This window comes from Wenzhouxiangella psychrophila (genome assembly GCF_042310375.1).
GTDB lineage: Bacteria > Pseudomonadota > Gammaproteobacteria > Xanthomonadales > Wenzhouxiangellaceae > Wenzhouxiangella.
Map to the genome: position 1 here is coordinate 148,994 of NZ_JBHJMQ010000004.1, position 21,015 is coordinate 170,008.

The window sequence follows — 21,015 nt, forward strand, 5'->3', positions numbered from 1 at the left end:
CGACCACGCTGAACCGGCGCTGACTCAGTCGCGCGGCGGTGGCTTGGGCGCCAGCACTTCACGCTGGCCATTGTGCTCCGGCGGGCTGACCACGCCCTGGGCTTCCATGTCCTCGATCAGGCGGGCGGCCCGGTTGTAGCCGATACGCAGCTGCCGCTGGACGCTGGAGATCGAGGCCCGGCGGCTTTCCAGGACGTAGGCGACTGCCTTGTCGTACAACTCGTCCTCGGAATCACCGCTGCCACCCTCGGGAAGGCCGGTTGCACCAATCTGCTGGCCATTCGCCATGGTCTGGGTTTCCGACAGCACCTCGTCGAGGTAATCGGGAGCGCCCTGTTGCTTGAGCGACTCCACGACGGCGTGCACCTCGTGATCGTCGACGAAAGCGCCGTGAATGCGGTCGGGCAACCCGGAACCTGGCGGCAGGTAGAGCATGTCGCCGTGGCCGAGCAGCTGTTCAGCGCCCTGCTGATCCAGGATCGTGCGCGAATCCACGCGGGAAGATACCTGGAAGGCCATCCGCGTGGGGATATTGGCCTTGATCAGGCCGGTGATGACATCCACCGAAGGCCGCTGCGTGGCCAGGATCAGGTGAATGCCCGAGGCACGCGCCTTCTGCGCCAGCCGGGCAATGAGCTGCTCGATTTTCTTGCCGACGATCATCATCATGTCGGCGAATTCGTCGACCACGACGACGATGTAGGGAAGCATCTCCAGGACCGGTTTGTCTTCGCCCTCGGGCACTTCCGACGGATCGACCAGGGGATCGGGAATCGGCTTGCCCTTGTCGGCAGCTTCCTTGATCTTGCGGTTATAGCCGGCCAGATTGCGCACCCCCATCGAAGCCATCAACTTGTAGCGGCGCTCCATCTCGGCCACGCACCAGCGTAATGCATTGGCGGCGTCCTTCATGTCGGTCACGACCGGCGTGAGCAGGTGCTGGATACCCTCGTAGACCGATAGCTCCAGCATCTTCGGGTCGATCATGATCAGGCGCACCTGGTCCGGGGTGGCCTTGTAGAGCAGGCTCAGGATCATGGCATTGATCGCCACCGACTTGCCCGAGCCGGTGGTGCCGGCCACCAGCAGGTGCGGCATGCGCGCCAGGTCGGCAACCGTCGGCTTGCCGGCGATGCTCTTCCCCATTCCCAGGGTCAGCGGCGAGCTCGAGCGCACGTAGGCATCGGAAGACAGGATCTCGCGCAGGTAGACGATCTCGCGATTCTGGTTGGGAATCTCCAGCCCGATAACGCTCTTGCCCGGGATGACATCGACCACGCGCACGGAAATCACGCTCAGGCCACGCGCCAGGTCCTTTGAAAGATTGGAAACCTGGGCGCCCTTGACCCCCGGCGCCGGCTGCAGTTCGAAGCGGGTGATAACGGGCCCGGGATGTACCGCTACGACTTCCACTTCCACGCCGAAATCGGCCAGCTTGAGCTCGACCTGGCGGCTCATGGCCTTGAGTGCTTCTTCTGAATACCCTGCCCGCTTGGCCGGCGCTTCATCGAGCAGCTCCAGCGGCGGCAACTCGCCGGGCGAAAGATTCTTGAACAGCGGCTGCTGCCGGGCCTTCTTCTCCGCCGGCTTGCTGATCTCCGGTTCGACGCGGGGTTCGATCCGCACTTCCTTGCGCGACTTTCGCTTGATCGAATCGCGCTTGCGGACTTCGTCGCGCTCGGCCCGCGCCCGCCGGCCGGCGAACCAGTCGCGGCCCTGGGCGGCCTTGTTCACCGACCAGGCAAACGCCGTCATCGCGAAACGGCCGGTGCGGTCGACGAAATCGATCCACGAAAGCCCGGTGAACAGCGTGATACCGCCCAGGAAGATACTCAGGCTGATCAGCACACCGCCGGTCAGGCCCATCGTGTCGACCATGGGTGCGGACAAAACGTCACCGATGACGCCGCCGCCCGGATGAATTCCGTTTTCCAGAGCCTGCATCGACAGCAGCATGCAGCCGGTCAGGACCGCCAGCATCAAGCCCGCGGTACGCACCGACCACTCGGCCAGCCCGGCCGGTTCGCCGCGCTCGCTGAGCACCCGGAACCCGGCGAAGCCGATCAGCAACGGTGCGGCATAGGCCATGTAGCCGAACAGCACCAGGAATAGATCGGCAAGCCAGGCACCGAAGGCACCGCCAAGATTATCGATCTCGGAATCGCTGGCGGCGCGCGACCAGCCGGGATCCGACGGATCGTGACTGATCAGGCACAACAACAGGTAGACGGCAGCAACGAGAATCAGCAGGAACAGCGCCTCGGAAATGCGCCGTTTCATGGCCAGTGCGGATTCATCGACTTTTTCGCTCTTTTTCGCGCGCTGGCTCACTTGCTGCCCTGCATTAATTTAGCTCTGTAATTACCTGATTATGCTTGCTTCAGGGCGGGGTGTACAAGTTCGCCGTCACGGACGTTCACACCCCGCGACAGCGCCTCGATACCTTCCCAGTCCGGCCGCGCCATGTGCTGCACGTAGGGCAGGATCGCCGCCGACAGTGCCTGGCTGGAAGTGCGCGGTACCGCCCCCGGCATGTTGGTGACGGCGAAGTGCGTCACGCCGTCGACCTGGTAGGTGGGATCGGCGTAGGTGGTCGGGCGCGTGGTCTCCACGCAGCCGCCCTGGTCTACGGAAATATCGACGACGACCGCGCCTTCGTTCATGGAAGAGATCATCTCGCGCGAAATGACGTGCGGCGCACGCGCGCCGGTGACCAGCACCGCACCGATGACCAGGTCGGCCTTGGAGACGAATTCGCCCACGGTGTCGCCATAAGGGTACAGCGCGGTCACGTTGGGGCCGATGGCCATCATCTCGGCGAGGCGGTCCTGGCGCTTGTCGAAGACCGTCACGCGGGCACCGGAAGATGCCGCCAGGCGAGCCGAGTTGCCGCCGGCCGCACCGGCGCCGAGCACGACCACATGGCCGCGGTCGGCAGCGGGAAGCCCGCCCAGCAGTACACCGCGACCGCCTTCGGGCTGGTGCAGCAGGTGCGTACCCACCTGCACCCCGATGCGCCCGGCGATATTGCTCATCGGTGCAAGCAAAGGCAGCGAGCCGTCGCCTTCCTCGACCGTTTCGAAGGCCACGCCGGTCAAGCCGATGTCGAGCAGGCGATCGGTCAGCTTCGGTTCGGCCGCCAGATGCAGATAGCAAAACAGCAGATGGTCGGCACGCAGGTGGTCGAGATCGCCCTCGATCGGCTCCTTGACCTTGACCACCAGCTCCGCCTTGCCGTACAGCGCCTCGGCGTCCGGCAATACGCCCACCCCGACCTGCTGGAAATCCTCGTCGGAAAATCCGCTCTTGTCGCCTGCTCCGGCCTCGATGAAGACCTCGTGCCCGGCCTGGACCAGGTCACCGCAGGCCGCCGGCACCAGGGCCACGCGCCCTTCCAGCGTCTTGATCTCGCGGGGAATTCCGATTCGCATCCTTCAAGCTCCTTAAAAACTGCAAGAATATAAAGAGCCGATCGAAGACCGGCCCGCCTTGGATTAAGGGGCCGGCGACCACAAGTCTGTGCCCTTGAACCGCCCGGCCCTGAAACGGAGAAATTATACATGCCCGACCCCCGACATTTCCGACTGCTGATTCTCGGATCCGGCCCTGCCGGCTACACCGCGGCCATCTATGCTGCCCGCGCCAACTTGAAGCCGGCGGTGATCACCGGCATCGAACAGGGCGGCCAGCTCACGACCACAACGGACGTGGAAAACTGGCCCGGCAGCTACCCCGACCTGCAGGGGCCGGAACTGATGCAGCAGATGGGGGCCCACGCCGAGGCCTTCGACACCGACATCGTGTTCGACCATATCCATACCGCCGACCTGTCGAACAAGCCGTATCGGCTCGAGGGCGACAGCGGCGTCTACACCTGCGATGCGCTGATCATCGCCACCGGCGCCTCGGCCCGCTACCTGGGCCTGCCCTCCGAGGAGGCCTTCAAGGGACGCGGTGTGTCTGCCTGTGCGACCTGCGATGGTTTTTTCTATCGCGACAAGCCGGTCGCCGTGATCGGCGGCGGCAACACGGCCGTCGAAGAGGCCCTCTACCTGGCCAATATCGCCAGCAAGGTGACCCTGGTCCACCGCCGCGAGGAGTTGCGCGCAGAGAAGATCCTGCAGGACCGGCTATTCCAGAAGGAAGCCGAAGGCAAGGTCGAGTTCCGCTGGAACCACGTCCTGGACGAAGTGCTGGGCGATGACGACGGGGTCACCGGTATGCGCATCAAGCACGTGCAAAGCGGCGACACCGAAGATATCCACCTCGACGGCGTCTTCATCGCCATCGGCCATGATCCCAACACCAAAATCTTTAACGAACAGCTCGACATGACCAACGGTTACATTCACATCCGAACCGGCCAGGACGGCATGGCCACGGCTACCTCGGTTCCGGGTGTGTTTGCCGCCGGCGACGTAGCCGATCACATCTACCGTCAGGCGGTCACTTCCGCCGGATTCGGCTGCATGGCCGCGCTGGATGCCGAACGCTATCTTGACGAGCAACAGGACTGACCCGATCGAACTGGAAAGGCCGTTTTCGGATTTCGACGAAGCGGCCTGGAACGGCCTGTGCGCCACCGGGCCCTTCGTCGACTGGCGGTTTCTTGCCAGCGCCGAGGACGCCGGCTGTGTCGGCGGCTCGACGGGCTGGCACCCCTTCGCCCTGACCGAGTCCGAGAACGGCGTCCTGGCCGGCGCTGCCCCCGCCTGGCTGAAGGAGCATTCCCACGGCGAGTTCGTCTTCGACTTCGCCTGGGCCCATGCATCGCACCAGGCCGGCATGGCGTGGTATCCCAAGTTGTTGGTCGCCGCCCCTTTCAATCCAGTGACCGGCCCGCGTTTGCTCGGCGCCGAAGATCACCCGCAGACCGGCCTTCACCTCGTCGAGCAGATGGAAGCGGTGGTCGAAGAACTGGGCCTGTGGTCGGCCGGGGTCAATTTCTGCAATCAGGCCGATACCACCATTCTCCGTGAGGCCGGCTGGCTGGAGCGCTTCGACTGGCAGTATCACTGGCGCAACGACGGCTACCGCGACTTCGACGATTTTCTCTCCCGGCTGCGCCGCAAGCCGCGCAAGAACATCCGCGCCGAGCGCAAGCGGGTCCATGCCGAGGGCTGGCGCTTTCGCTGGCGAGACGGAACCGCGCTCAACGAAGCCGAGTTCGAACTCGTCGATCGCTGCTACCAGACGACTTTCGCCCTCTACGGCAACCTGCCCTCGCTCAATCGCGAATTCTTCCGCCTGGCCGCTTCGCGCTTCGGCGAGCAGTTCCTCGTCTGCATCGCCGAGCACGGCGGCGAGGATCTTGCCTGCGCCGTGTACTGGCGGGACGAGACACGCCTTTACGGCCGCTACTGGGGCAGCCTGGTCGAGACGCGCGACGTGCATTTCGAAGCCTGCTACTACCAGGGCATCGATTACTGCATTGCCGAGGGCCTGGAGTGGTTCGAACCGGGCGCCCAGGGCGAACATAAGATTCGCCGCGGCTTCCTGCCGCGCAAAACCCGCTCGTTCCACTACATCCACCATCCCGGCCTGCGCGAAGGCATTCGCCGCTGGCTCGAGGCGGAAGCCGATTTGCTCAATCGTCGCCGCGAGCAGCTCAGCCATCTTGATCCGTTCAAGTGATGCAAGCGCCCGTTCCCCAACTGGGTGATTCGCCCGACAGCCCCTTCCCCGATCCGCTGGCCAATCCACGCGAGGACGGACTGCTGGCCTGGGGTGGCGACCTGCACCCCACCCGGCTGCTCAATGCCTACCGGCAGGGCTTTTTTCCCTGGTACGAGTCGCCGGGGCCGATCCTGTGGTGGTCACCGGAACCCCGCGCCGTCATGCTGCCAGAGGCCATGCATCTCCCGCGGCGCCTGAGAAGAACACTGAGGCAGGGACGCTTCCGCGTCAGCGCCGACCGCGCTTTCGACGAAGTCATCGCCGCCTGCGCGGCGCCGAGGCAAGACCAGGACGGCACCTGGATCACGCCTCAGATGCGCGCCGCCTACGCCCGGCTACACGCGATGGATCATGCCCACAGTATCGAGATCAGGGACGAGGAAGGTGCGCTCATCGGCGGGCTCTACGGTGTCGCCATCGGGCGCGTATTCTTCGCGGAATCCAAGTTCCACCGGCGGCGTGACGCTTCCAAGATCGCGCTTGCGGTGCTCATGCGCGCCCTGTCGGAGTGGGATTTCCTCCTGTGCGACTGCCAGCTCTGGAACCCCCATCTGGAGCGCCTGGGGGTGCGCATGCTATCCGGGGAGTTGTTCCAGGCCGCCCTCGCCCGCGGCGTCTCCGAACCGGCTGCCGTCGGCGAGTGGGCAGCTGCGATCGACAGCGTGGAACTCAGTCGCTGGTAGTCGAAAAATGGCGCTGAAGTGATTCGTCGGAATCGCGAGGCCCGCGTTTATCTCGCGCCAGGGCCAGGGTCGCGCGCGCCAGTTCCCTGAAAAGCCGGGCACGCTCGCCATCCAGTCCGTCGGCGGCCGACGTGAGGCGCCGGCAGGCACGCTCATCACCGCGCTCGATCGGCCCGGTCAGGACCTGCTGCGGGGAGCGCTTGCGCAGACTCTCGAGCGTGCCCTGCTGCAGGTCACAAAGCACCTCGACGGCTTGCGCCTCGGGCAAGCCGGCCCGATCGGCGAGCTGCCGCGCCAGGTCATGGGCCGTGACCAGGAAGTTGCTGGCCGCCACCGTCGCCGCGTGCCAGGCGGCTTTGTCGCCGGCGGCAAAGCGCAGCCATCGTCCACCGGCGGCCTCGAAAACCGGCTGGAGGCGTTTCAATGCCTGGTCGTCACCCTCGGCCACGCACCAGGTTTCGTCGAAGCATGCAGCCGCCGATTCCGGATCGGAAAAAGCGCGAACGGGATGCACGGCCGCGGCGGGCGCACCGATGGTTCGCAGCACCGCCGCCTCGATCGAACCCGAAAGATGAAAGGCCAGCCCCGGCCGGGCCGGAAGATACCGAACCAGTTCACCGGATATCTCACTCAGCGCACCGTCGGGGAGCCCCAGCATCAACCAGCCCCCGGCAATACGCTCGTCGAATTGCTCAACGGCTTCCCCGGCGCCAATGAACTCGACGGCCGCCCGGGCGCTCTCCAGGCTGCGGTTGACCACCAGGCCCGGCCCGACCATTTCCGTTTCGATCAGGCGTCGGGCCACGGCCCGGGCTGCGCGACCACAGCCAAGTACATGCAGTTGCGGCGCCCGCGTCATTCCCCGGTGCCCGTATCTTCGGGCAGTTCGGGCACGCGACCCGGCGAGCGCGACAGGTATTCGTCGAATTGCTCGAGGCCTTCGCGGTAGTCGCTTCCCACCAGGCCCGGCAACATCAGTCCGACGTAGCGCCCCACGAGATCGAGTGCGCCGAACTCGATCCGCATCCCCCAGGTCACCTCGACGCCGCCTTGCCCCTCGGTCACCCCGAACCAGCTGTCGGCCTCGTTGCCGCCTAGCTCCATTTTCATATCGATTCGACGGGGCTCGTCGACCGCCACGACCCACAGGCGGCTTTGCTCGGCTTCGGGCGTTTCCTTCCAGACCAGCGCAGCGCCCACGCCCTGCGAAGGCCCCTCCAGTCGCCAGCTCATCTCGGGCTGGCGAGCAAGCCAGGGGGCCCATTGCGGGAAGTGCCGGAAGTCGCCCAGAACCTCGAAGGCCACCTCGCGGGAATGATCCATTACGCGGCTGCGCTCGATGGTCACGCTTGCCGGCAGCATGAAGCCCACGACAATTACGGCGACAACCGTCGCCAGGAGAATTCCGAACAATTTTCTGATCATGACTAAAAACTCCGCTTGATCAGGGCCAGGGATCGCCGGGACGACGGTCGCCGTCGTCATCGAGTTCGTCCGGAAAATCCTCCTCCCATTCCCAGTCGTAGCGCTTGACCGGCGGAAGATCCTGCTCCCGGAAAACGAAGGCGAGAATGACGCCAATGATCGCCCCGCTGGCGTGCAGTTCCCAGCTGCTCGAGCTGTTGACCGGCAACACGCCCCAGACCATGGAGCCGTAGAGGAACCAGACCAGGAGCGAAACGCCGACCGAGCGCAAATCGCGCTTGAGTATGCCGGAGACGAAGACAAAGGCCAGCATGGCATAGACCAGGCCGCTGGCGCCGATATGCAGGTTCGGCCTCGCGAACACCCAGGCCACGGCCGCGCTTCCGACGTACATCACCGGCAGGGCCTTGAGGGCAGAGTTCGGGTAGAGAAAAAGGATGGCGACTCCGCCAATGAACAACGGAACCGTATTGGATGCGATATGCCCCACGTGCGCGTGCAGCAGCGGCGTCGTGACCAGGCCGAGCAGCCCCACGCCGTCACGTGGACGCAGCCCGAAGCGGGCCAGATCCAGGCCGGACAGGAGGTCGAACAGAAAAACCGCCCACATCACGGTGATGAAACCGGCGGTCAGGCGCATGGCCAGCCAGAAGTTGCGGCGCGCGCGCTCCGATCCGGTGTAGTCGGGATCCGGCCGGTGCAGATGCATCAGGAAGCACTACCTTGTGGCAATGCGCGGGCCACGGTAGCGTGACATCGACGGCATAGCTCCCCGGTTTTTCCGGGACCCAGGCCCGTCGTCTCCAGGGGTGGATGGATGATCATCCTGACCCGACCCGGACGAATGCGGAGGCTCTTTGCCGGCAGGATTTCGCGCGTATCGACGACCGTCACCGGCAGGATCGGCAGTTGCTGGTCGACGGCCACGCGGAAGGCGCCCTTCTTGAACGGCATCAACTCGCCCGTCCGGCTGCGTGTGCCCTCGGCGAAGAACATCAGCCCCGTGCCGGGTTTCAGGCGCCCGACGGCCCGGTTGATGGCCGTTCTGGACTGGTCGGGGTTCGCCCGGTCGATGAAGATATGGCCGATCGCTCGGCATCCGGCCGCCACGAAGGGAATCCGGCTGAGCTCCGCCTTGGCCACCCAGCGCAGATCCAGCCCGATCCAGCCATAAATCACGGGAATGTCGAACTGGCTCTGGTGATTGGCAACCACCACATAGCTTTGTTCCGGATCGATCCGATCGAGACCTTCGACCTCCACGCGCACCGGCACCAGCCAGGCCAGGATCTTTCCCCACGGCACGGCCACATAGAGATTGGCCACGCGCGGGGAAACCAGCAGCGCGAGCGGCACGGCGAGCAAAGCGCTCACCAGCGTGGTCAGAACCGCCAGCGGCACATAGACGAGCCACTGATAAACGGGGTAGAGGCTGAGCCAGGCCAGCTGGGCGGTTGATCGGGATGGGGTCATGGCCGTTTATGCTACACAAAAAAGGGGCGTCCGAAGACGCCCCTGTCCGTGTCGGTCACGACTATCGAGATTCGGCTCAGGCCGCCTCGGCGGACTGCTTTTCGCCGCTCTCGATCACACGAGCATCGCCGCTGCCGATCTCGATCTTGCGCGGCTTCATGCGCTCGGGCAGTTCGCGCTGGAGTTCGATGTGCAGCAGGCCGTTCTCCAGGTCGGCACCGGCCACCTTGACGTGATCGGCGAGCTGGAAGCGCCGTTCGAACGAACGATTGGCGATGCCGCGATAGAGAAACTCACGATCGTCGCCTTCGTCTTCGGCGGAATCGGACTTGCTGCCGGAGACCGTCAGCGTATTCTGCTCGGAAACGATGTCGAGTTCGTCCCGGCCGAAGCCCGCCACCGCCATGGTGATGCGATAGCGATCCTCGCCCAGAGACTCGATGTTGTAGGGCGGATAGCCGTTGCTGTCGACGCGCTGCGCGTTGGACAACATGTCGGCCAGGCGATCAAAGCCGATGGCCGTGCGGTACAGGGGTGAAAGATCGAATGTATTCATAACCGTATCCTCCTTGAGAAGCAATCGGTGTTTTCAGTTGATGCCCGCCTGTATCAGGCCGGGCTCGACGAGATCCCTTTCGGCGATCCCGGTAATGAGATAGGTATCGGTGGGGGTGGTTTCAAGGTCTTCGGTGGTTTATCGGTACTGTCTCAATATTCGACCTCGACCACCTCGAGTACTCGCTCTCCGGTGGGTGTGCGCACGCTGACCTCTTCCCCCACGGCCTTGCCCAGCAATGCGCGGGCAACCGGGGAGTCGACCGATATCCAGCCCTGCCCGGCATCGGTTTCGTCGGCGCCGACGATGCGGTAGCACACCTCGCTGCCGTCGATTTCGGCCAGGGTCACTGTGGCGGCAAAAAACACCTTGCCGGGATTGTCCTCGCGCGGTGGTACGGGGCGGACCTCGTCCAGGCGCTTCTGGAGGTAGCGCAGCCGGCGATCGATTTCCCGCAGCTGCTTCTTGCGATAGATGTACTCGGCATTCTCCGAGCGGTCGCCTTCGGCAGCCGCCGCCGATAGCGCGCGGGTGACCGCCGGGCGCTTTTTTTGCCACAGGTACTTGAGCTCGTCCTGCAGCTTGCGATGACCGGCCGGCGTGATGTGGGGACTGCGTGGCAAGGCTATTGAACCGCGCGGCCGACTACAGTCCGCCGCGCGTGAGCTTGATCGGGTCGAGCAGTTCCTCGAGCTCCTCGCGCGACAGATCGGTCATCTCGGCGGCCACATCGAGGATAGGACGCCCCTCGGCGTAGGCCTTCTTGGCCGCGGCCGCGCCCTTCTCGTAGCCGATGACCGGATTGAGCGCGGTCACCAGGATGGGATTCCGTGAGAGCGCTTCCTGGAGCTTGTCCTCGCGCACCTTGAAGCTGGCAATGGCTCGGTCGGCAAGCAGGCGCGCGGCATTACCGAGGATATTCAGGCTGTCGAGCAGGCTGGCGGCAACCACCGGCAGCATGACGTTGAGCTGGAAGTTGCCCGACTGCCCGGCCACGGTGATGGTGCCGTCATTGCCGATCACGCGCGCAGCCACCATGCAAACGGCCTCCGGAATGACCGGGTTGACCTTGCCCGGCATGATCGAGCTTCCCGGCTGCAGCGCCTCGAGTTCGATCTCGCCCAGGCCGGCCAGCGGCCCGGAGTTCATCCAGCGCAGGTCATTGGCTATCTTCATCAGCGCGACCGCGGCGGTCTTTATCTGCCCGGAGAGCTCCACTGCGGCATCCTGGCTCGCAATGCCCTCGAACTTGTTCCCGGCCGAAGCGAACTCGAATCCGGTCGACCTGGCCAGCCGGGCGGCAAACCGTCGACCGAAGTCTTCGTGCGCGTTGATACCCGTGCCCACCGCGGTGCCGCCCTGCGGCAGGTAGCGCATGCGCGAGAGTGCATCGCGGATTCGTTGCTCGGCGCTTTCGATCTGTGACGCCCAGGTGGCCAGCTCCTGACCCATGGTGACCGGCATCGCGTCCATCAGGTGCGTGCGGCCGGTCTTGGCGACTTCATCGAGCGCCTCGGAACGCTTGCGCAGGGTGTTTTGCAGGTGATGAAGGGCCGGCAGCAGGTGCTCGGCGGCCATCAGGCAGGCGCTGACCTGGATCGCGGTGGGAATGACGTCGTTGGAACTCTGCCCCATGTTGACGTGATCGTTGGGGTGAACGCCCAGGTCGCCGTTCGAGTCCGCCAGGTGGGCGATCACCTCGTTGGCGTTCATGTTCGAACTGGTTCCCGAACCGGTCTGGTAGACATCGACCGGAAAATGCTCGTCCACCTCGTTGGCGGCAACCTTGCCAGCGGCCTGAACAATGGCCCGCGCAAGATCGGGGTCGAGCAGCTCCAGCTCTTCGTTGGCCTCGGCGCAGGCGGCCTTGATCAGGCCAAGGGCGCGAATGAAAGGTGCCGGCATGCGCTGGCCGCTGACGGGAAAATTGTTGACGGCACGCTGGGTCTGGGCGCCCCAGAGTGCGTCGGCGGGCACCTGAAGTTCGCCCATGCTGTCCTTTTCGGTGCGGAATTCGCTCATTTTTCGGGTCCAGTTTGCTGCGGATTCAAGCCGTCAATTATAACCGTCTGGAACGATCCTTCCGATCCATCCGGGGCGGCATCGTGAGACAATCGATCGCATGCTGGAAAAGCTCAACGCCTTCTTGCGCATCGTCATCGCCAGCCTGCTGCTGGCGGTCAACTCCGTCGTGCATATCCTCCCGCTCCTGCTGGTGGCGCTGATCAAGCTGATCTTCCGGTTCGGTCCGGTCACCCGCAGCTGCGACCGGATCCTGGCAGCGATCGCGGCAAGCTGGATCGGCTTTAACTCCTGGTTGTTCGATCACCTGACATCCACACAGATCGAAGTCGAGGGTCTGCCTGAAACGGACCTGCAGGGCCAATTGCTGGTGGTGTGCAATCACCAGAGCTGGGTCGATATCCCGGTACTGCAGAAGTTGTTCAACCGCCGCCTTCCGCTGCTGCGCTTCTTTCTCAAGAGCCAGTTGATCTGGGTTCCGCTTTTGGGACTGGCCTGGTGGGCGCTCGACTTTCCCTTCATGAAACGCTATTCACGCGAGCAGATCGAACGCCGTCCCGAACTGGCCGGGCGCGATATCGCCGCCACTCGCCGCGCCTGCAGGAAATTCCGGGACATCCCCGTGGCCATCGTCAACTTCGTCGAGGGCACGCGCTTTACGCGGGCCAAGCACAACGCCCAGAGCTCGCCCTACCAGCAGCTGCTCAAACCCAGAGCCGGCGGCACGGCCTTCACGCTCGACGCCATGGGTGACGCGCTGGATACCCTGATCGACGTCACCATCGCCTATCCCGACGGGCGCCCCACCCTGGCCGACCTGTTCGCCAATCGCATTGGCAGGATTCGCGTTCACGTGCGCCGTCTGCCCATTCCCGAGCAGTTGCGCGGTCGGGACTACCGTGACGATCCGGAATTCCGCCGCTCCATCCAGGACTGGATCAACCGGCTATGGGCCGAAAAGGATGCAACCCTCGAGCGGCTTCGGGCGGCGGAGTGATTCCCACGGCTTGCGCAGCCGCTATGCATGTGACAAGAATGGAGCCGGACTCGCCCATGAAGGATCCCCGATGATCAAACCGCTTGCCGCCCTGCTGTTGTCACCGACGCTCCTGCTCGCTACAACAGTCCAGGGACAGGACTCATCCGATACCTGGCACGACTACATCGATCAACGCGCCGCCTCGATGCAGGAGCAGGTGGTCGAGTGGCGACGGCATTTCCATCGCCACCCCGAGCTCTCCAACCGCGAATTCGACACGGCCGAGACCGTGGCCGAATTCCTGCGCTCCCTGGACATGGAAGTGACCACCGGCGTGGCCCATACCGGCGTCGTCGGCGTGCTGCGCGGTGGACAACCCGGGCCGGTGGTCGGGCTGCGCGCCGACATGGATGCCCTGCCCGTACCCGCGCGTGCCAACCTGCCCTTCTCCCCCGATGTCACCAGTGAGTACCTGGGCGAGGAAGTGCCGGTATCGCACGCATGCGGCCACGACTCGCACATGGCCATGCTGATGGGCGTGGCGCAGATGCTGGCAGAGCGGCGCGAGGAACTGCCGGGCACGGTCAAGTTCATCTTCCAGCCAGCCGAGGAAGGTACGCCGCCCGGCGAGGAAGGCGGTGCGGAGATGATGGTTGCCGAAGGCGTACTCTCCGACCCGGACGTCGACGTCATTTTCGGCCAGCACATCTGGGCACCGGCCCCGGCCGGCCAGATCGGCTACCGCCCGGCCGGAACCATGGCCGCCTCCGACCAGTTCAACATCACCGTCCATGGCAGCCAGACGCACGGCTCCACGCCCTGGACCGGCGTCGACCCGATCACCACGGCTTCGCAGATCGTGCTCGGCCTGAACACCATCGTCAGCCGGCAGACGGAACTGACCAAGGCCGCCGCGGTGATTTCCGTCGGCCGGGTTCGCGCCGGCGTGCGCAACAACATCATTCCCGAGGAAGCCGAACTGATCGGCACCATCCGCACGCTCGACCCGGACATGCGCGACAAGATCCACGCCGACATCCGGCGCACGGCCGAGCACATCGCCGCCAGCCAGGGTGCGGAAGTGACCGTGGATATCCAGCGCGGCTACCCGGTCACCTACAACGACCCGGCGCTGACCGAGGCGATGGCGCCCAGCCTCCAGCGAGTCGCGGGCGAAAAAGCGGTTCGCATCGACGCCCTGACGGCGGCCGAGGATTTTTCCTACTTCCAGCGCGAGGTGCCGGGCCTGTACTTCTTCCTGGGCGCCGCGCCCGCCGATATTCCCCTGGATGAGGTCGCGCCGCATCACACCCCCGACTTCCGGATCAAGGAATCGGCCATGCAGACCGGCGTGCGGGCCCTGGCCACCCTGACCCTCGACTACATGTTGATGCACGCAGATTAATTAGAGTTTGTTAATATAGCAGTGTACTCAAAGCACAGTCTTTGCCCATGTCGCGCGTGACCATTATTGGCTCGGGGTTTGCCGCCCTGACCGCCGTTCGCAAGCTGCGCCAGGCAGATCCGGGAATCGGCATCGACCTGGTCTCGCCCCGCGCGGAGCTGGTCTACTATCCCGGCACGATCTGGATTCCCACGGGCAAACGCGAACCCGAAGACCTGGTCGTCCCCCTGGATCGCTTCTTCGAACGCATGCGGGTCACCCACCACGCCACGCGCGCCACCGGCCTGTCCGAAGACGGACGGACAGTCCGGACCGAATCCGGCGAACTCGCCAACGACGGACTGGTCATCGCCTGCGGCGGCCAGTTCCTGAAGAAACTGCCCGGCATCGAGCACAGCATCCTGCCCTGTGGCGGGCCGCAGGAAATCGCCCGCCTGCGTGACCGCCTCCACGCCATGGAATCGGGTTCCCTTGCCTTCGGTTTTGCCGGCAATCCCAAGGAACCGTCGGCCATGCGCGGCGGGCCGGTGTTCGAATTTCTTTTCGGCATCGACACCTGGCTGCGCAAGCAGAATCGGCGCGACCGCTTTACCCTGCATTTCTTCAGCCCCGCCGAAAAGCCGGGGCAACGCCTCGGCGGCAAGGCCGTCGGCCGTCTGCTCGAGGAAATGCAAAAGCGCGGTATCCGCACCCATCTCGGTCGCAAGCCGAAGCGCTTCAGCGAAGACGGCGTGGAAACCGAAACCGAGCGCTTCGCCGCCGACCTGATCCTGTTCATGCCCGGCATGACCGGCAACGACTGGTTCGACGAAACAACGCTCCCCCGCTCGGACGGCGGCATGATCCGCGCCGACCGACACTGCCGTGTCGACGGATTCGAGCGCGTCTACGTAGCCGGCGACGCCGGCTCCTTTCCGGGCCCGGGGTGGATGCCCAAGCAGGCGCACATGGCCGACCTCCAGGCCGAGGCGGCGGTGAAGAACATGCTCGCCGAACTAGCCGGTAAGCCAGTGGAGGCCACGTTTAAGAGCGAACTGATGTGCATCGTCGACCAGTACGATCGCGGCATCCTGGTCACGCGCAGCGAGAAAGCCAATCGCGTGCTGCCGCCCCTGCGCGCCATGCACTGGGTCAAGCGCCTGTTCGAGTGGCGTTACCTGCGGCAATATCGCTGAGCAGCACCCTGAACCAAGGGACAATGGTCGGCGCCAGCCCGCCGTGGCAGGCTGGCCCGGCACTCATCCCGATACCTCACCCATGGCCATGATCCGCAACCTGCTCCTCGCATTCCTGCTCTTTTCCACGCCTGTCCTGGCCGAAGACCTGATCGTCGACAAACGGGAATTCGTCACCGAGGACTTCACCACCTTCGGCGGCGAAACCATCCCCGAAGTGCGCGTGGGCTGGGAGGCCTACGGGGAGCTCAACGAGGATCATTCCAATGTGATCCTGGTCACTCACTTTTTCTCCGGCACATCGCACGCGGCCGGTCGCTACGCCCCGGACGATCCGGAGCCGGGCTACTGGGATGCCATCATCGGCCCGGGCAAGGCGATCGACACCGAGCGCTTCTACGTCATCAGCGTCGACACCCTGGCCAACGCCAATGTCCACGACGAACATGTCATCACCACCGGCCCGGCCAGCATCAACCCCGAAACCGGCGAACACTGGGGAACCGATTTCCCGGTGGTGACCATCCGCGACTTCGTCGAGGTGCAACGCCGGCTGCTCGATTCGCTCGGCATCGAGCGGCTGCATGCCGTCGTCGGCGCATCCATGGGCTCCTTCCAGGCGCTCGAATGGGCGGTCGCGTACCCCGAACGCGTCGACCGCATGGTGTCAGTCATCGGTGCCGGAGGCATGGGGCCGTGGGAGGTCGCGCTGCTGGAGACCTGGGCGCGCCCGATCCGGCTCGATGCCAACTGGCGCGGCGGTGACTACTATGGGCACGAACGCCCGCTCGCCGGTCTGACGACGAGCCTGATGCTGGTCACGCTCAACGCCCTGAACCCGGCCTTCTTCGAGCTGCAGTTTCCCGAACACGACAACCTCGCCGCCGACGCACTCGCGGACATCGACGGCGGCTTTGCCGTCACCGACTGGCTGGAAGAGCGGGCCCGGCAGCGCGCGCTCGTCTCCGACGCCAATCACGTCCTCTACCTGGCGCGTGCCAGCCAGTTGTTCGTCGCCGGTCACGGGGGCGACCTGTCGAGTGCGCTCGACAAGGTGCAGGCCCGGAGCCTGTTCCTTCCGGCGGCCGGCGATCTGCTGCTCCGCCCCGTGCTCGCGGAGGAAGTTCATCACAAGCTCGGCGAATCGGGCAAGGAATCGGCATTGATGCACCTGGACGGCCCGATGGGCCATCTCGACGGCGTTGCCGGAATCGACCAGGCATCGGAGCGCTTGCGTCGCTTTCTGAATAGCGATTGAGCCGCCGGATGCGGGGCAACCCGGCGATCGCCCTGCGGTATCATTAGCGATTGCCCGAAACGACTTGCAAGATTCGATGGAAACCCATGCCCTGACCGCTCTCTCGCCGCTTGACGGCCGCTACGCCGGCAAGCTGGCGGGACTTCGCCGACTGGCTTCCGAGGCCGGTCTGATCCGCCACCGCGTTCGGGTGGAAGTCGCCTGGTTCCAGGCCCTGGCAGCCGAACCGGCCTTCACGGCCCTGCCCGAGCTGTCGCGCGGCGACCGGGAATTCCTGGACCGCCTGGTCGAGGAATTCGGCGATGGCGATGCCGCCGCGGTCAAGGCCATCGAGCAGACCACCAATCACGACGTCAAGGCGGTCGAGTACTGGCTCAAGGAGCGTCTGTCCGAACGCGATTCCCTGAAGCCATACACGGAATTCATCCACTTCGCCTGCACTTCCGAGGACATCAACAACCTCGCCTGGGCACTGATCATTCGACACGCCGTGGTCGAGGAGCTCGACCCGATGCTGGCGCAGGTCGACCGGCGCCTGGCCGCCATGGCACAGGAAACCGCCGAGATGCCGATGCTCTCGCGCACCCACGGCCAGACCGCTTCCCCCACCACACTGGGCAAGGAACTGGCCAACGTGGTTTTCCGGCTGCGCCGCCAGCGCCGCGCGCTGAATCAGGTCGAGATCAACGGCAAGATCAACGGCGCGGTGGGTAACTTCAACGCCCATTTGGCCGCCTGCCCGGACGTCGACTGGCCGACCCTGGCGCGTGATTTCGTCGAAGACCTGGGGCTGGTCTGGAACCCCTACACCACCCAGATCGAACCGCACGACATGATCGCCGAAGCCTCGCACGCGCTGATGCGCATCAACACGGTGCTGCTGGATTTCGCCCGCGACGCCTGGGGCTACGTGTCTCTGGGCTATTTCCGCCAGAAACTGATCGAGGGTGAAGTCGGCTCCTCGACCATGCCGCACAAGGTCAATCCGATCGATTTCGAGAATGGCGAGGGCAACCTGGGCCTGGCCAATGCCCTGCTCGGACACCTCGCCGGCAAGCTGCCGATTTCGCGCTTTCAGCGCGACCTGACCGACTCGACCGTGCAGCGCTCCCTGGGCTCGGCCTTCGGCTACTGCTCGCTGGCCTGGCAGTCGATCCTCAAGGGCCTCGACCGGATCGCCCCGAACGAAGAACGCCTGGCCGAGGATCTGGAACGCGCCTGGGAAGTGCTGGCCGAGGCAGTGCAGACGGTCATGCGGCTGTACGGCGTTCCCGAGCCCTATGAAAAGCTCAAGGCACTGACCCGCGGCCGGGGCATCGATCGCGATCGGATTCGGGAATTCATCGCCGGTCTCGACATTCCGGAGGCCGACCGGAATCGACTGCTGGAACTGACCCCGTCGACCTATATTGGAAACGCGGCCCGAATGGCGCGTGACATCGACCGATTCATTTAACCGGGGAATATCGGCATATCCGGCCCAATCAAATGCCTGCCGCCGTTATAATCAGCGGTCTTTGACTGGGCACCCGACCAGAGCCGCGCTTGTCATGACCGATTTCCTTCAGGAGCAGTACCGGAACTCCCATTTGTCCGGCGGCAACGCCGATTATGTGGAGACCTTCTACGAAGCCTGGCTGGACGACCCTGAATCCGTTCCCGAGAACTGGCGGAAAATCTTTTCCCAGCTCGCCGACTCGGTCGATACCGAGACCCGTCATCGCCAGATCGAGGCCCACTTCCGATCCCTGGCCGCCAACGGCCATTACAGCGCGGGTACGGCAGCCGAGGATTTCAAGCAGGCCGGCGTCCTGCGCCTGATCAACGCCTACCGCGTACGCGGTCACCAGCGCGCCGAGCTCGATCCGCTCGGCATCAGCAAACGACCCAAGGTCCCCGACCTGGAACTCGGTTTCCACAGTCTCAGCGAAGCCGACCTGAATACCGAATTCCACAGTGGCTCGCTGGCCGGCGCCGACCATCGCCCCCTCAAGGATATCGTCGAGACCTGCCGCGAGACTTACTGCGGCAGCATCGGTGTCGAGTACATGCACATCACCGACACCAACCAGCGCCGCTGGCTCCAACAGCGACTGGAGGGCGCGCGCGGCAACTACACGCCCGAGGCCGAAGAACGCAAGCGACTGCTCGACAAGCTCGCCGCCGCCGAGGGCATGGAAAAGTATCTGCACTCGAAGTACGTCGGCCAGAAGCGTTTCTCTCTCGAGGGCGGTGAAAGCATGATTCCGCTGCTCGACACGCTCATCCGCCACACCGGCAGCCAGGGCGTGCGCGAGATGGTGATCGGCATGGCCCACCGCGGCCGCCTCAACGTCCTGGTCAACATTCTGGGCAAGAGCCCGCGCGACCTGTTCGCGGAGTTCGAAGGACAAATCGCCGCCGACGACCCCAACCGAACCGGCGACGTCAAATACCACCTGGGCTTCAGCTCCGATGTCCCGACGCCGGGCGGGCCCATGCACCTGGCGCTGGCCTTCAACCCATCGCACCTGGAAATCGTCAACCCGGTGGTCGTCGGCTCGGCCCGTGCCCGTCAGACGCGCCTGCATGACGAGCGCCGCGAGCAGGTTCTGCCGGTGCTCATTCACGGCGATGCGGCCATCGCGGGCCAGGGCGTCAACATGGAACTGCTCAACATGTCGCAGGCGCGCGGTTTCGCCGTCGGCGGCACCTTCCACATCGTCGTCAACAACCAGATCGGTTTCACGACATCGAACCCGCTGGATGCTCGATCGACGCTGTACTGCACCGAAGTGGCCAAGATGGTTCAGGCGCCGATCCTGCACGTCAACGGCGACGATCCCGAGGCCGTGCTGTTCGCCACCCGTGTCCTCGCTGATTTCCGGCGCGAGTTCAAGAAGGACGTGGTGCTCGACCTGGTCTGCTACCGCCGCCTCGGCCATAACGAGGCCGACGAGCCGGCCGCCACCCAGCCGCGCATGTACCAGGTCATTCGCAAACTCGACACGGTGCGCAAGCAGTACGCCCAACAACTCATCAGCGAGGGGCTGGCCGATGACAAGGCCATCGAGCAGGCCAACGACGACTACCGCGACAAGCTCGACCAGGGCGAGCCCGTGGTCGAGCTGCTGGGTGAAGACGAAGCCGTCGAGACCGTCGACTGGGATCCTTATCTAGACGCCGACTGGCGCGAACAGGTCGACACGGGCGTAGAGGTCGCCACCGTCAGGAAGCTGTCGGAGCAGATGACGACCCTGCCGGAGGACTTCGAACCGCACAAGCAGGTACAGCGCATCATCGATTCGCGCCGGCAGATGGCTGCCGGCGAGTCGCCGATGGACTGGGGCTTCGCCGAAACCATGGCCTACGCCACCCTGATCGATGGCGGTCACGGCCTGCGCCTGGTGGGGCAGGATTCCGGCCGCGGCACGTTTTTCCACCGGCATGCGGTACTGCACAACCAGCGAGACGGCTCGTCATGGTTACCCCTTCAGCAGTTCAGCGAGGACCCGCGCCGGGTCACCGTCATCGATTCGCTGTTGTCGGAGGAAGCCGTGCTCGGGTTCGAGTACGGCTACGCCACGGCCGAGCCGTCGACGCTGACCATCTGGGAAGCGCAGTTCGGCGATTTCGTCAACGGCGCGCAGGTCGTCATCGACCAGTTCATTTCCTCCGGGGAAGCCAAGTGGGGCCGGCTCTGCGGACTGGTCATGTTCCTGCCGCACGGCTACGAGGGCCAGGGCCCGGAGCATTCCTCGGCGCGGCTGGAGCGGTTCATGCAGCTTTGCTCGGGCGCCAACATCCAGGTCTGCGTGCCCACCCTGCCCGCCCAGATGTTCCACATGCTTCGGCGTCAGATGCTGCGGCGCTTCCGCAAGCCGCTGATCGTGATGACACCCAAGTCGCTGTTGCGACACAAGCTGTCGACCTCCTCGCTCGACGATCTCGAGAACGGGCACTTCCAGCTGGTTATCGACGATCCGGCCGAACCGAACCCCAAGAAGGTCGAACGCATCGTCTTCTGCGCCGGCAAGGTCTACTTCGACCTGGCCAAGCAGCTTGAAGAAGACGCGGTCGACAATGTCGCCCTGGTTCGCGTCGAGCAGCTCTACCCCTTCCCGCGCGAAGAGGTACAGGAAATCATCGCGCGCTACAGCAAGGCCTCGGAAATCGTGTGGTGCCAGGAAGAGCCCATGAATCAGGGCGCATGGTTCCAGATCCGTCACCACCTTCAGGCCTGTATCCGCGATGGTCAGCAACTCGGCTACGTCGGCCGTCACGGGTCTTCTTCCCCGGCCGTCGGCTACTATCAAGTCCACCTCGAACAACAAAAGCGCCTGGTCGGCGAGGCGCTGACACCAGGCAAATTCACGGAGTAAGT

18 protein-coding genes are annotated in these 21,015 nt (G+C 64.5%); 9 read left to right on the plus strand and 9 right to left on the minus strand.

Going from position 1 to position 21,015, the window contains the following annotated elements; all coding sequences use genetic code 11:
* Positions 1-24 precede the first annotated feature (24 nt).
* The gene (locus ACDC66_RS07310) at positions 25-2,331 is read right to left on the minus strand and encodes a DNA translocase FtsK (protein ID WP_376696038.1); all 2,307 of its coding nucleotides are present in this window, start codon (positions 2,329-2,331) and stop codon (positions 25-27) included.
* Positions 2,332-2,369: 38 nt separating this feature from the next.
* Positions 2,370-3,431: an alanine dehydrogenase gene (gene ald, locus ACDC66_RS07315; RefSeq protein ID WP_376696039.1), complete on the minus strand. Its 1,062-nt coding sequence runs from the start codon at positions 3,429-3,431 to the stop codon at positions 2,370-2,372.
* Between the two features lie 129 nt (positions 3,432-3,560).
* Between ald and trxB the strand changes: the two genes are divergently transcribed.
* The 3 genes from trxB to aat are packed head-to-tail and all read left to right on the plus strand — an operon-like array spanning position 3,561 to position 6,359.
* The gene (gene trxB / locus ACDC66_RS07320) at positions 3,561-4,517 is read left to right on the plus strand and encodes a thioredoxin-disulfide reductase (RefSeq protein WP_376696040.1); all 957 of its coding nucleotides are present in this window, start codon (positions 3,561-3,563) and stop codon (positions 4,515-4,517) included.
* Positions 4,498-5,634, plus strand: coding sequence for a GNAT family N-acetyltransferase (locus ACDC66_RS07325; protein ID WP_376696041.1), 1,137 nt, complete (start codon positions 4,498-4,500; stop codon positions 5,632-5,634). Before trxB ends, ACDC66_RS07325 begins: the two co-directional genes overlap by 20 nt.
* Entirely contained in the window at positions 5,634-6,359 is a 726-nt protein-coding gene (aat, locus tag ACDC66_RS07330; RefSeq protein WP_376696042.1) for a leucyl/phenylalanyl-tRNA--protein transferase, read from the plus strand. Before ACDC66_RS07325 ends, aat begins: the two co-directional genes overlap by 1 nt.
* Here the strand turns inward: aat and ACDC66_RS07335 are convergent.
* From ACDC66_RS07335 to ACDC66_RS07365, 7 genes are all read right to left on the minus strand, one after another.
* Positions 6,346-7,218 (minus strand): DUF2520 domain-containing protein, encoded by an 873-nt coding sequence (locus ACDC66_RS07335; RefSeq protein WP_376696043.1) that lies wholly within the window; start codon positions 7,216-7,218, stop codon positions 6,346-6,348. The genes aat and ACDC66_RS07335 overlap by 14 nt on opposite strands.
* Positions 7,215-7,784: an SRPBCC family protein gene (locus ACDC66_RS07340; protein ID WP_376696044.1), complete on the minus strand. Its 570-nt coding sequence runs from the start codon at positions 7,782-7,784 to the stop codon at positions 7,215-7,217. Before ACDC66_RS07340 ends, ACDC66_RS07335 begins: the two co-directional genes overlap by 4 nt.
* A 19-nt stretch (positions 7,785-7,803) precedes the next feature.
* Entirely contained in the window at positions 7,804-8,493 is a 690-nt protein-coding gene (locus tag ACDC66_RS07345; protein ID WP_376696045.1) for a rhomboid family intramembrane serine protease, read from the minus strand.
* Positions 8,493-9,257, minus strand: a complete 765-nt coding sequence (locus ACDC66_RS07350) for a lysophospholipid acyltransferase family protein (protein WP_376696046.1) — start codon at positions 9,255-9,257, stop codon at positions 8,493-8,495. The genes ACDC66_RS07345 and ACDC66_RS07350 overlap by 1 nt, the downstream gene beginning before the upstream one ends.
* A 76-nt stretch (positions 9,258-9,333) precedes the next feature.
* Positions 9,334-9,813, minus strand: a complete 480-nt coding sequence (locus ACDC66_RS07355) for an Hsp20 family protein (RefSeq protein ID WP_376696047.1) — start codon at positions 9,811-9,813, stop codon at positions 9,334-9,336.
* A 152-nt stretch (positions 9,814-9,965) separates the two neighbouring features.
* On the minus strand, positions 9,966-10,436 hold the full coding sequence (gene greB / locus ACDC66_RS07360; RefSeq protein ID WP_376696048.1) for a transcription elongation factor GreB: 471 nt from the start codon (positions 10,434-10,436) through the stop codon (positions 9,966-9,968).
* Positions 10,437-10,458: 22 nt separating this feature from the next.
* The gene (locus ACDC66_RS07365; RefSeq protein WP_376696049.1) at positions 10,459-11,835 is read right to left on the minus strand and encodes a class II fumarate hydratase; all 1,377 of its coding nucleotides are present in this window, start codon (positions 11,833-11,835) and stop codon (positions 10,459-10,461) included.
* Between the two features lie 100 nt (positions 11,836-11,935).
* Between ACDC66_RS07365 and ACDC66_RS07370 the strand changes: the two genes are divergently transcribed.
* From ACDC66_RS07370 to ACDC66_RS07395, 6 genes are all read left to right on the plus strand, one after another.
* On the plus strand, positions 11,936-12,832 hold the full coding sequence (locus ACDC66_RS07370) for an acyltransferase (RefSeq protein ID WP_376696050.1): 897 nt from the start codon (positions 11,936-11,938) through the stop codon (positions 12,830-12,832).
* 70 nt (positions 12,833-12,902) lie between these two features.
* Positions 12,903-14,219 (plus strand): amidohydrolase, encoded by a 1,317-nt coding sequence (locus tag ACDC66_RS07375; RefSeq protein WP_376696051.1) that lies wholly within the window; start codon positions 12,903-12,905, stop codon positions 14,217-14,219.
* Positions 14,220-14,266: 47 nt separating this feature from the next.
* Positions 14,267-15,394, plus strand: a complete 1,128-nt coding sequence (locus ACDC66_RS07380) for an NAD(P)/FAD-dependent oxidoreductase (RefSeq protein WP_376696052.1) — start codon at positions 14,267-14,269, stop codon at positions 15,392-15,394.
* A gap of 43 nt (positions 15,395-15,437) precedes the next feature.
* Positions 15,438-16,652 carry an E22 family MetX-like putative esterase gene (locus tag ACDC66_RS07385; RefSeq protein WP_376696053.1) on the plus strand — a complete coding sequence of 405 codons (1,215 nt, stop codon included), beginning with the start codon at positions 15,438-15,440 and terminating at the stop codon, positions 16,650-16,652.
* A 76-nt stretch (positions 16,653-16,728) separates the two neighbouring features.
* Complete coding sequence (purB, locus tag ACDC66_RS07390) at positions 16,729-18,108, plus strand: adenylosuccinate lyase (RefSeq protein WP_376696151.1); 1,380 nt, start codon at positions 16,729-16,731, stop codon at positions 18,106-18,108.
* Positions 18,109-18,202: 94 nt separating this feature from the next.
* Positions 18,203-21,013, plus strand: coding sequence for a 2-oxoglutarate dehydrogenase E1 component (locus ACDC66_RS07395; protein ID WP_376696054.1), 2,811 nt, complete (start codon positions 18,203-18,205; stop codon positions 21,011-21,013).
* Positions 21,014-21,015 lie beyond the last annotated feature (2 nt).

Coding starts and splice junctions, on each gene's coding strand:
- ald (WP_376696039.1), bottom strand. CDS start 3,431: ATGCGAATCGGAATTCCCCGCGAGATCAAGACGCTGGAAGGGCGCGTG.
- trxB (WP_376696040.1), top strand. CDS start 3,561: ATGCCCGACCCCCGACATTTCCGACTGCTGATTCTCGGATCCGGCCCT.
- aat (WP_376696042.1), top strand. CDS start 5,634: ATGCAAGCGCCCGTTCCCCAACTGGGTGATTCGCCCGACAGCCCCTTC.
- ACDC66_RS07335 (WP_376696043.1), bottom strand. CDS start 7,218: ATGACGCGGGCGCCGCAACTGCATGTACTTGGCTGTGGTCGCGCAGCC.
- ACDC66_RS07340 (WP_376696044.1), bottom strand. CDS start 7,784: ATGATCAGAAAATTGTTCGGAATTCTCCTGGCGACGGTTGTCGCCGTA.
- ACDC66_RS07345 (WP_376696045.1), bottom strand. CDS start 8,493: ATGCATCTGCACCGGCCGGATCCCGACTACACCGGATCGGAGCGCGCG.
- ACDC66_RS07350 (WP_376696046.1), bottom strand. CDS start 9,257: ATGACCCCATCCCGATCAACCGCCCAGCTGGCCTGGCTCAGCCTCTAC.
- ACDC66_RS07355 (WP_376696047.1), bottom strand. CDS start 9,813: ATGAATACATTCGATCTTTCACCCCTGTACCGCACGGCCATCGGCTTT.
- ACDC66_RS07365 (WP_376696049.1), bottom strand. CDS start 11,835: ATGAGCGAATTCCGCACCGAAAAGGACAGCATGGGCGAACTTCAGGTG.
- ACDC66_RS07370 (WP_376696050.1), top strand. CDS start 11,936: ATGCTGGAAAAGCTCAACGCCTTCTTGCGCATCGTCATCGCCAGCCTG.
- ACDC66_RS07375 (WP_376696051.1), top strand. CDS start 12,903: ATGATCAAACCGCTTGCCGCCCTGCTGTTGTCACCGACGCTCCTGCTC.
- ACDC66_RS07380 (WP_376696052.1), top strand. CDS start 14,267: ATGTCGCGCGTGACCATTATTGGCTCGGGGTTTGCCGCCCTGACCGCC.
- purB (WP_376696151.1), top strand. CDS start 16,729: ATGGAAACCCATGCCCTGACCGCTCTCTCGCCGCTTGACGGCCGCTAC.
- ACDC66_RS07395 (WP_376696054.1), top strand. CDS start 18,203: ATGACCGATTTCCTTCAGGAGCAGTACCGGAACTCCCATTTGTCCGGC.